This is a genomic window from Enterococcus florum (genome assembly GCF_004309355.1).
Classification (GTDB): Bacteria; Bacillota; Bacilli; order Lactobacillales; family Enterococcaceae; genus Enterococcus_A; species Enterococcus_A florum.
Genome location: NZ_BJCC01000020.1, coordinates 1 through 11040, shown reverse-complemented (window position 1 = coordinate 11040; position 11040 = coordinate 1). Strand labels below are relative to the sequence as shown.

Annotated in this window: 7 protein-coding genes; 1 reads left to right on the top strand and 6 read right to left on the bottom strand. The window is 45.3% G+C overall.

The features are described from left to right. Window positions 1-89 precede the first annotated feature (89 nt). The 5 genes from gshAB to rnc all read right to left on the bottom strand — a co-directional run bounded on the left by gshAB (window position 90) and on the right by rnc (window position 8884). Entirely contained in the window at window positions 90-2345 is a 2256-nt protein-coding gene (gene gshAB / locus NRIC_RS12310) for a bifunctional glutamate--cysteine ligase GshA/glutathione synthetase GshB (RefSeq protein ID WP_146623006.1), read from the bottom strand. Between the two features lie 119 nt (window positions 2346-2464). Then, window positions 2465-3760 (bottom strand): signal recognition particle-docking protein FtsY, encoded by a 1296-nt coding sequence (gene ftsY / locus NRIC_RS12305; RefSeq protein ID WP_146623005.1) that lies wholly within the window; start codon window positions 3758-3760, stop codon window positions 2465-2467. Between the two features lie 24 nt (window positions 3761-3784). Next, the gene (locus NRIC_RS12300; RefSeq protein ID WP_146623004.1) at window positions 3785-4594 is read right to left on the bottom strand and encodes a Cof-type HAD-IIB family hydrolase; all 810 of its coding nucleotides are present in this window, start codon (window positions 4592-4594) and stop codon (window positions 3785-3787) included. Further along, a complete protein-coding gene (gene smc, locus NRIC_RS12295; RefSeq protein WP_146623003.1) occupies window positions 4566-8177 on the bottom strand; it encodes a chromosome segregation protein SMC in 3612 nt (1203 codons plus the stop codon). The genes NRIC_RS12300 and smc overlap by 29 nt, the downstream gene beginning before the upstream one ends. Before the next feature lie 14 nt (window positions 8178-8191). Then, complete coding sequence (rnc, locus tag NRIC_RS12290) at window positions 8192-8884, bottom strand: ribonuclease III (protein WP_146623002.1); 693 nt, start codon at window positions 8882-8884, stop codon at window positions 8192-8194. A 212-nt stretch (window positions 8885-9096) separates the two neighbouring features. Between rnc and NRIC_RS12285 the strand changes: the two genes are divergently transcribed. Next, window positions 9097-10122, top strand: a complete 1026-nt coding sequence (locus tag NRIC_RS12285) for an LPXTG cell wall anchor domain-containing protein (protein ID WP_227873793.1) — start codon at window positions 9097-9099, stop codon at window positions 10120-10122. A 178-nt stretch (window positions 10123-10300) separates the two neighbouring features. Here the strand turns inward: NRIC_RS12285 and NRIC_RS12280 are convergent. After that, on the bottom strand, window positions 10301-11040 hold a 740-nt coding region (locus NRIC_RS12280), incomplete at its 5' end, for an IS3 family transposase (protein WP_175580076.1).

Here is an 11040-nt window from a genome sequence, read left to right as displayed (position 1 = left end):
AGACGTTCAATACTCAAATTACGAGTTTTGAACGTCTTTTGTCTACAGTCTGAGACAAGAGAATCCTCTTGTCTTCTTCGATAAGTCTTTTAGTTTAGAAGCTCAGGGAACAGCAAACGCAGGACCTCCAACGTTAAGCGGCGGCTTTTCCCAGCGTATGGATAGATATGCATGTGCATAGCAGGGTTGAAATTGGCCTCGATGATCCCGTAATCCCCCTCTTCAGAGAACGGTTTGTCTTTATCGGGAATGATCAGATCGATCCCGCTGATGTTTGCACCAAGAGCGGCGACGGCCTCGATCGCAATTTTTTTGTAGCTTTCATCTACTTCATCCGTAATGTCGATCGAATCTCCACCTGTTGAAATATTGGAATTTTCCCGCAAAAAGACCTGTTGACCTGATTCAGGTACGCTGTCGATCGTAAAGCCTTGCTCCTTTAGCATCAGTTTTTCTAGGTCGCCTAATTGAATCAGTTCCAGCGGAGAGCGATGATTGCTGCCTCGCAAAGGATCTTGATTCTTTTCTTCCACCAATTGTTTGATGGTTTTTTCGCCGTCTCCGACTACATTTGCCGGAATCCTCAACAACACTGCCTTGACTTGATGATCGATGACAAAGAAACGGTATTCCGTTCCTTCCATGAATTCCTCGATAATGATCGACTCATCTTCCTTAAAGGCGATCTTCAGACCAGAAACAAAATCCTCCAGCGAAGGACCATCCTTAAAAATAGTGATCCCAATCCCGTAATTGGTAGACTTGGGCTTAATAACGAAGGAATGCTGCACGAATCTTGGGTAGGCCTTTCTAGCTGCCTCGAGAGACGTAAATGTCTCACCATTCGGCACCCTGAAGCCAGCACGGGCCAATACATCTTTGGTCACCGTTTTGTTGGCCATCAGAAGCGGTGCAATATAGGTGTCTTTACTAGTCATATTGCCATTTTTTACGTATTCCAAGTGATCTTGATGCTTCAAGGAGACGAATTGATCGCTGCGATCCAGCACATCGATCTCCAGTCCTTCTTGCAGAGCATCAAATAATAAACTTTGAGTAGACAGCTCCATTTCTGAAAATCCAGCCAACTGGTAGGGCTTAGCATAGGCTTCATCGTAGTATTTCTTAGCTAGTTTTTGGCCTAAGACAGCCTGTCCCTCTTCCGCTAAGAATAAATGTGCCGCCAAGGTTTGTTCGGGCTTCTCCAGCCAAGACCGATAGTGGTCCAGCACCTCTTGAACATCCAGCTCCAACTCTTCTGCCATCTGCTGCATCTCAGCAAATAGCTGCCGACCTTCTTCTAGATAGGCCGTTTGGTGCATTGGATGCTCCAAAGCTACTGCATCGCTGATCCGATTGCCTTCTTCCACCCATTCATCAGCAGGCTTCTTCTCCTCTGTCCACATCAGATAAAGCATGAACAAATGGATAAACTGGATTTCACCAGCATTGATTCCAACCCGATCAAACGGGTTTAAATCAATATTTCGCAGTTCGACGTATCGAATACCTGTATGGAACAGATCAGCAACCTTTTTACCGCCGCGCATCCGGATCGGTGCATAAAATTCTTTTTCCTCCGATAGTCGGCCTTGAGCCACGTTTTCAGCCAAATCCTCACTGTAACGATCTAAAGAAGCATAGGAAACCTTCACGTCCGGTCGATTGACATAGCCAAAGCGGCTGGTTCGAATACTGCGCACCGGTTCCTGCGGACGGTCTTCTTCATCGAAGTATCCCTCTTCGCTAAGTGGGGTAGCACCAAATAAATACGTCAGCAGCCAACGGTAACGCAGAAAATTACGTGCTACCTTCATATACAGTTCTGTTTTGAACGATTCGAGTGATGGCAGCTCAGCTTGCTGCTGGAATAAGGCCTCGATCAACTCTAAGCCGAACTCAAAATTGAAATGGATCCCGCTGACCATCTGTTTTCTTTTGCCGTATTCTCTAGCTAAAAATCGTCGATACAGGACATCTTCATGTCTTTCCAGCTTAGCGATCTCAATGTCCTCTTCCTTTTCAGGCAAAGCAGGCGGCATCGACAACGGCCACATCATTTCATTTTCCGGCATACTGCGCTGAGCCACATCATGTATCGCCAGTAAATAGGCTAATACCTCTTCAACAGAATCTGTCACTGGAGTAATCAACTCCAGCTGGGTTTCAGCAAAGTCGGTTTGGATATATGGATGAAACGAACGGTTCCCCAACGCTGCAGGGTGATCAGTTCGTGCAAGATCGCCAGCTAAGTCAACACGTTGGCTTTCTTTCTCGATTCCGTAACGGGCTTGCATCAACAATGGTCGGATCGTTTCCCGGCCCATCATTTCTTTGATATTCATATGCGAAAATCCTCCTTATCATGCCCTATTATATAGAAAACAGTTGGAAAATGCTTTAAAAGTAACTGTTTTTTTCCCCAATATAAAAAAATCTGGAGCCGTAAGCCCCAGATTCGTTCCTATTCTTCTTTTAACAGTCCTTTGAATAAGCCTAATGCAAAATCATTTGGATCAAAAGCTTCTAAATCATTCAATCCTTCGCCCAAACCAACCAGCTTGACTGGCAGATGCAATTCATTGCGGATCGCTAAGACGATCCCGCCTTTGGCTGTTCCATCTAATTTAGTCAACACCAGACCAGTTACGTCTGTTGTTTCCTTGAATTGCCGTGCCTGCACTAAGGCATTTTGTCCGGTCGTTGCATCAACGACCAGCAAAACTTCATGCGGAGCCGTTGGAAATTCTCGCTGAATTACTCGTTTGATTTTTTCCAGCTCGTTCATCAAATTCACTTTGTTTTGCAAACGTCCTGCAGTATCGATCAGCAGAACATCGTAATCTTCCCTTTTGGCTTTCGCCACGGCATCAAAAACCACTGCTGCGGGATCTCCGCCTGCGTTGCCGCGAACGACTTCAACACCAGAACGCTGGCCCCAAACGACCAATTGATCGATCGCGCCTGCACGGAAGGTATCCGCTGCTGCCAGCAGGACCCGTTTGCCTTCATTCTTGTACTGGTTGGCCAATTTGCCGATACTGGTGGTTTTTCCTGTCCCGTTGACCCCTACAAAAAGAATCACCGATAAGCCTTCTGGCTGCAGATTAATTTGGTTGTTTTCATTGATTCCCTCTGCCTCATAGATTTCAACCAGCTTTTCAATGATCACATTTTGAATCTGCGACGTCTTCTTCGCATTTTTCAACTTGACCTCTTGGCGCAGGGCATCTGTTAATTTCAGCGCTGTATCAAACCCCACATCTGCCCCGATCAAGGTTTCTTCAAGTTCTTCAAAAAAAGCTTCATCCACTCGGCGGAAACGAGCAAACAATTCATTCATTCGCTCCCCAAAGGATTTACGGGTTTTTTCCAAGCCCTTGTCGTATTTTTCCTGCGTAGAAATTTCTTCAGAAACAGTTGATGCTTCGATGCCTTCTTCTGCATCCTTCGAAGCCTCTTCTAGTGGAGCTTCCTCAACAGGTTCAGACAATTCCTCTTCTGCCGATGCTTCTCCTGGAAGTTCTTCCTGTGTGTCTTCTTCTGGTAAAGATTCAGGTGTTTGCGCACTAGATTCCTCGATTGGCTGTTGGGGCTCCTGTTCCTCAGAAGAAGTGCTTGTGGTCTCCGCTGAATCTGATTCAGGCTGTTCAGTTGTTTCCTCTGTTTGTTCTTTGGCTTCATCAGGTGCCTGGATCTCTGCTTGCTCTTCCTGCTTTTCACTGACGAACGCCTTTTTGATTCGATCAAATAATCCCATCATTGCCCTCCTGTTCCACTGGTGTTACACTAGGACAAATTTCTCGATTGCCTTAGCGACACCATCTTCTTGATTCGTCGTCGTTACATAATCGGCTGCTGCCTTAACTTCGTCTGTTGCATTGGCCATTGCCACACCGACACCCGCGTATTTGATCATCGGCAAGTCGTTGGCTTCATCCCCTAAGGTCAACATCTCGCTTGCAGCGATGCCTAGTTCTTTGCCTAATATCTCTAGACCAAAGGCTTTCGTTACCCCTTTGGGCATGAATTCCAACAGATTTGCCCGCGTCTTGAAGACTTCATAGCGCTGCTTGTATTCTTCTGAAATTTTTGCCATTTGCTGATCCAAATACTCCACGTCAATAGCAGACACGACCTTGTTGTACAACATTTCTTCTTCCAGCTGGTCGATCGTCGCATCAAAATAAGTCAGATGCTTGTTCATGGTCGGATAGATCGAAATATGTTCAGGATCCGTCACCAATTGCAAGCATTTGCTGTCAGACAGAATATCCATCGGCAGAGGCAGGGCACTCAGCAACGCATAGATATCTTTAACTTGTGTCAATGTCAACGCCGTTTTGCCTAGAACTTCAGCAGATTCGTTTTTTTGAACCAGTCCGCCATTAAAGGTAATAGAATAGTCCCCGGCATCCAGCAGATTCAGCTCCTCTAAATACTGCTCGATCGCGATCAATGGCCGTCCGGTACAAATGACGATCTTCACACCCTGTGCTTTTGCTGCGGCAAGGGCAGCTTTATTACCCTCCGAAATGGTCTTTGCATCGGTCAGCAAAGTTCCATCAAGATCGATTGCTACTAATTTTATCATGCGCTTCCTCTCCCGTTTTAAATTTTCCGCCTTCTTTGACCTCTTCTAAACGAACCGAAATGATCTTCGAGACGCCAGATTCCTGCATCGTTACCCCATACAACACATCAGCAGCTTCCATCGTCCCTTTGCGGTGGGTTACGACGATAAACTGGGTATCGTTTTGGAAAGAGCTTAAATAGCGGCCAAAACGAGCGACGTTGGCTTCGTCCAATGCAGCCTCCACTTCATCCAGTACACAAAAAGGCACCGGACGCACTTGAATGATCGAGAACAAGAGGGCGATGGCCGTCAGGGCCCGTTCCCCGCCGGAGAGCAGAGATAAGCTTTGCAGCTTTTTGCCTGGCGGCTGGGCTTCAATCTCGATCCCTGTATTCAGTAAATCTTCCGGATCGGTCAAGACTAATTCTGCCCGACCACCACCGAACATGTTGGGAAAGACGTGTTTAAATTGCTCGCGAATCGCTTGGAAGGTGGTATAAAAACGCGTTTTGACCTCGTCATCCATCTCATCCATCGTTTCAAAGAGCTGTTCCTTAGCCGACAATAGATCATCGCGTTGGGTGGTCAAGAAATCATAGCGCTCCTCCACCTGCTGGTATTGTTCAATCGCGTTGAGATTGACCGGTCCCAATTTTTCAATCTGCTGCTTCAACCGCTGAACCTCTTTTTGAGCCAAACCGATGTCAATCGTTCGGTCCGCTGTTTGCGCCGCTCCTTCAAAGGTCAAATTGTATTCTTCCTGCAGGTAAGCTAAATCATTGTCCAATTGAAGCTCCAAACGATTTTTTTGAACATCCGCTTGTGCCTGTTTCGCCAATAATTGCTTTTGCTCCCGATTGGCCTCTGTTAATGCCTCATCAGCCTCATCGACTTGATTTTGCAGCTGGACTCTCGTTTCCTTCCAGTTGACTAATTGCTCCTGCAGCTGTTCTCGGCTTGTCCGCAGCTCGACCAATCGCTGACTAAGACTTTCTTCTGTCTCCTCATGCGAAGAAAAATCGCTGGTCAGCGCCAAGATTTGATTTTCCAGCCGCTGATTTTCTTCTGCTAATTCCACTGCTTGTCTTTGAAGCGTCACTGTTTGGTGCTCCAGATGATTGCTTTGTTCGACTAAAACAGCTCGAGCTGCTTGTGCATTGCTTAATTCCTCTGACAGCCGCTGCCGCCGCTCTTCCAACAGGTCGCTTTCCTGATTGAGCTGTTGGATCTCTTGATTGATCGTTTCCTGCTCCTGCTGCAGCTGAACTTGCTTTGCTTCCAAAGCAGCTTTTTGTGTTTGATAATCCGTTAAAAAGCGTTCTAACTCCTTTGCTTCATAAGAAAAGAGCAGCTGTTCCTTTTCCAAACGGGCAGCATCCGCTTCTAAGCGATCCGCCTCATTTTGAATTTCTTGAAAGTTCAGTCGGGTCTGCTCCCCTTGCGTACGCAACGCTTCGATCATTTCCGTATGCTGGGCGGCTTCTTGCTGCAGCTGCTTCACCGCTTGCTCCTTGGCTTGCAATGCCTGATTGGTCTTTTGATAGCGGTGACTCAAACTTTCCAATTCGTGGCCTTGATTGAAAAGATTGCCGCGATTGCCTTGCTTCGTAGCCCCGCCCGTCATAGAACCACCGGCATTCATCACATCGCCTTCCAAAGAAACGACCCGTACTTGGTAATGCAGCTGTTTTGCTAGCTGATTGGCAGATGATAGATCCTTAGCGATCACGATACTACCCAGTAAATTCTCGATAATTGGTGTCACTCGCTTTGAAAACTGAACCAACTGACTAGCGATGCCAACGAAGCCCTCGCTGTCTTTGATCGATTGATATTGCTGCGGACTTAACCTACGTGGTTTGATTGTAGTCAGCGGTAAAAAGGTGGCACGACCACTGCGCTGTTGTTTCAAGAAGGTGATCCCGTTTCGAGCATCCAATTCGTTCTCTACTACAACGTGCTGTGCAGATGCCCCTAACGCAGTTTCAATCGCGAGTGTATAGTCAGCTGGAACTTCTAATAGCTCTGCGACTGCACCAACGATCCCATTTAGCCGATCTTTGTGCTGCAGCACGCTGCGAACCCCTTGATAAAATCCGCTATAGTTTTCTTGGATCTCCTGCAAACTCTTTTGCTTCGCTCGAATCTGCTGAACCTGATTCATCAGATCATACATCGCTTGCTGTTCTTTTTGCATCAATTGCTGCTGCTGGTTTTTTTCTTCCACTAATCGTCGGTATTGCTCTTGCTCACTGGTCAGCTTGGTTTCCATGGTCTGTTTTTTCTCGCTGGCATTCGAAAGCTGTGTTTGTACAGCCTGAAGCTGACTTTGCAGTTCTTCAAAACGAGAAACACTTTGCTGATTTTTAGCGGTCTCTTGTGTGTATTGACGTTCCAAATATTTCAATTCGTTGCTGACGTTTGCCTGTTCCTGCATCAGCTCCACGTAATTGCCGCGCAGCTCCTCCAGCAATTCTTTGGTGGATTTTTGGTATTTGGCTGATTCACGTGTCAGCTGATCGATGTTTTCATCAAGTTGTTGCTTCTCAGACTGCTTCTTCTCCTGCTGTCTGCGCAACTCCTGCAGCTCTTTTTCCAAAGCCGTTTGTTTTTCCTGATTTTGGATAAAGGTATGTTGATATTCTTCGCTGGTCTTTTGAGTATTCTTCGACCGTTCACTCAGCAGTTCCTTTTGGCCTTCCGTCTGCTTCAGTGCTTCAGACAAATGCAGCAGCTGATTTTGGCCATTCTCCAACTGTTCGTCCAGTTTGCCGCGTGCTTCCCGCAGCTCAGCCAGCTGTTCCTCGGTCTTGCGGATGAAATCCGACTTTCCCTCAACTACCGTACTCAGTGATTGATATTCTTGACAAGACGCTTCCCAAACGATCTTGCTCTCTCTGATCTTAGCCACCATCAAACTGACATCTGTTTCTGTCAGTTCTTCTTTTAGCGAAAGATATTCTTTGGCAGCTTCACTTTGAGCAGCTAAAGGAGTCAGCTGATCTTCCAGTTCATAAATAATGTCTTGAACACGGTTTAAATTGTCTTCTGTCTCAAACAATTTTTGCTCAGCCTTGCGTTTGCGTTGTTTGTACTTCAACACCCCCGCTGCTTCTTCAAAAATACCACGTCGATCCTCAGGCTTGCTGCTGAAAATCGCTTCGACCTTCCCTTGAGAAATGATCGAAAATGATTCTTTGCCCAATCCTGAATCCATGAATAATTCCTGAATATCTCGTAACCGACAGGCTTTTTTGTTAATAAAAAAATCACTTTCTCCCGTTCGACGATAGCGGCGCGTCACGCTGACTTCGCTAAAATCCAAAGGCAAATAGTGATCCGTATTGTCTAAAACGACCGTCACTTCGGCAATATTCAATTGTTTTCGCGACTCTGAACCTGCAAAAATAATGTCTGGCATCTTCCCGCCGCGCAGACTCTTGGCAGACTGTTCTCCTAAAACCCAGCGGATTGCCTCCGTAATGTTGCTCTTTCCGCTGCCATTTGGTCCAATGACTGCCGTCACACCTTTTTCAAATTCGATTTTCGTGCGCTCGGCAAAGGACTTGAAGCCTGCTATTTCAATTCGTTTCAAATACAAAGGGGTACCTCCAATTATGATTCAAGAGATGCTAGCGCATTCGCTGCCGCATCTTGTTCCGCGAGTTTTTTGGATTTTCCTTGACCAGATCCAATCAAACGTCCATCCACATAGACTTCGGTCGTAAATATACGTTCATGCGCCGGGCCTTCTTCGTTGGTCAATCGATATTCGATCGTCACATCACCGCTCCGCTGCAAAACCTCCTGCAGCCGGGTTTTATGATCCATTTCCCGCAAGAAATCGCCTGCAGCAACTCTTGGAAAGATAACCTGTTGAACAAATCTCAAGGCTGCTTCATACCCTTGATCCAGATACAGCGCACCTAAAAAAGATTCAAATAAATCGCACAACAATGCCGCACGATTGCGTCCGCCAGAATTCTCTTCGCCTTTTCCCAGCATGACATACCGATCAAAATGACATTCTTTGGCAAATTTTGACAAACTATCCTCTCGTACGATCGCCGAACGCAGCCGGGTCAGTTTCCCTTCTGGAAGCTCCGGATACTGCCGGTACAAATAATCCGACACCTGCAGCTCCAAAATGGCATCCCCCAGAAACTCCAAGCGTTCATTGTCCGAGAGCTGCATGTTTCGATGTTCATTCACATAAGAAGAATGGGTCAGTGCCTGTTCTAATAAAGTAACATCTTGAAAAACGATGTTATAACGTTCTTTTAATTCGTTGAGCATTTGGTTATCCATGAGCCACATTCCTTTTTAAAAGATTTGCATCACGTTTTATTATACTGGTTTTTGTAGGATTTTTAAATCAGAAGTCGCGATAGTAAGAAAAACTTGAGAAAGATCGTTGGCGCAATAAAAAAAGAATTTTTTCACAAAAATACCTTTACAATAATATTTTAAATGTTACAATTACATTACGAAAAGATTAAGGAGTGATTTCTTTGAAAAAAATGATTTTAGTAGGCTTGTTGGCTCTCACTTTCCCCTATGCCGCTCACGCCGAAACAAGTACCACCCCTCAGAGTGCGATCCAAATGGCAGCAGAGGAAACAATTTCTTCTGAAACAGCGGAAACTGCCGCACGTACAGAATCTACGACGGACTCAAGCCAGACAGAAAACAGTACTGCTGCCAGTTCGAGTCAAGTGGCGGAAAAAGAGTCTACAAATGAGCTCACTAAAAAAGAGACCGAACAGCTGCAAAAAGAGATTGTAGAAAAAGTTGAGAAGGATTTAGACACGAAAGCAACCAAACCAGAACCATCGATGGATTACACCGCAGATGAGATTAGACAAAATCTCTACGCGATAACAGGCAATAAATATAGTAAAGCCGACTTTGATCGCTACTCAGACGAAGAATTGCTAAATACCCAAACTTTGTTCCTGCGTTATAACCTTGATACTGTGGGGATGGATGCCGGCGGGTTTGCAAGATTGCTGGAGGCTTTATACAAAGACAAAACCATTTCCTACGCAGAAGCTGAAAAAGCACTGTCTTTCAATCCAAGAAATTACACTAGCTGTTTAGATATGATCAACGACATTGATCAATTGCAAGCCTATTTACGAGCAATGTATCCAAGCAACAGCAGTTTTATGCCGATTCGGAACTTAACCAATGATGAATTGATTGCTATCTTGAAAAAAATCGCTCCGTTTGAAGATAAAATGGTTACTGAAAACGGCCATCTCTTTCCAGGGATCGCCTTGTTGATCTCAAATTACGCATCCGATTCTGCAAAGACGACGGATGACAGCAAAGACGATCAGCAAAACATGAATGCTGGCAACGAGACTGCCAATCAAACACCCGCTAATTCAACACCCGCTTCATCTGAAGAAAAGTCGATCGTCCAAAGCATTCTTCCTAAAACAGGTGAACAAAAGATGATGTATCTGACTGTGTTAGGGGTTGTCCTGATCGTTCTCGTCGCGTTTATTTTCATTAAACGAACACGCACATCGTCCAAATAAATAATTGATTATACCTGCGATGATTTCCGAAAACGCCATTGAACAAATCCTGCTTGTTCTAAAGAGGCTGTGACACCAATGTGGTGCGCACCCCGTCAATAGGACAATGAAATAATATAAAAATTTTGTGGACTACTCATCCGATTAGATGGGTAGTTTTTTTGATGTGTCTGGTGATCTACGCAGCTTTGTAGTAGTGATTGTGAAATTCCATTGGCGTCATTACCTGCAAATTTCGTTGGTAACGACCTGTATTATAGTATGTCATGTAGTCACGAATCATCGTGACAAGCTCCTCACGACTGCTAAACTTTCGTCCGTAATACTTTTCCCGTTTAAGCATTCCCCAAAAACCTTCCATCGGTCCGTTATCGATACATTTGCCTGCACGAGACATGCTCTGAATCATTTCGGCCTTTACGATGCGGTGGAAGAAATTGACATGCGTATATTGGAAACCTTGGTCGCTGTGAAAAATCGGATGTGCCTCCGGTTCTAATGCGACTGCTTGATCAAATGTATCAAAGACTAAGTTCAAATCATTGGTATCATTCAGTACATACGTGACAATGCGCCGATCGTAGAGATCAAGAATCGCACTCAAATAAAGTTTATGCATATTCTGTCCGATAAAATACTTGAATTCTGAAACATCGGTCACCCATTTTTGATTTGGTGCTTCCGCATCAAATTGGCCATGCAAGACATTCTTCGCTTTGTGGTAAGGAGTGGCAGCTCGTCTTGTGATACAATTCGCCGGGTGCTTGATGGTAGACTGAATTTGTTCGTGACGACAAATACGTAAGACTCGTTTATCGTTAACATTTAGCTGGCAGGTCCGCTTCAATTCATCTTTGATGCGACGATAACCCATATCTGGATGCTGGTCATGAATCGTTCGAATGACTTCTGCAATGT

What these genes read in the sequence shown, in the direction of transcription:
- gshAB (WP_146623006.1), bottom strand. Translation starts at nt 2,345, where the DNA reads ATGAATATCAAAGAAATGATGGGCCGGGAAACGATCCGACCATTGTTG.
- ftsY (WP_146623005.1), bottom strand. Translation starts at nt 3,760, where the DNA reads ATGGGATTATTTGATCGAATCAAAAAGGCGTTCGTCAGTGAAAAGCAG.
- NRIC_RS12300 (WP_146623004.1), bottom strand. Translation starts at nt 4,594, where the DNA reads ATGATAAAATTAGTAGCAATCGATCTTGATGGAACTTTGCTGACCGAT.
- rnc (WP_146623002.1), bottom strand. Translation starts at nt 8,884, where the DNA reads ATGGATAACCAAATGCTCAACGAATTAAAAGAACGTTATAACATCGTT.
- NRIC_RS12285 (WP_227873793.1), top strand. Translation starts at nt 9,097, where the DNA reads ATGATTTTAGTAGGCTTGTTGGCTCTCACTTTCCCCTATGCCGCTCAC.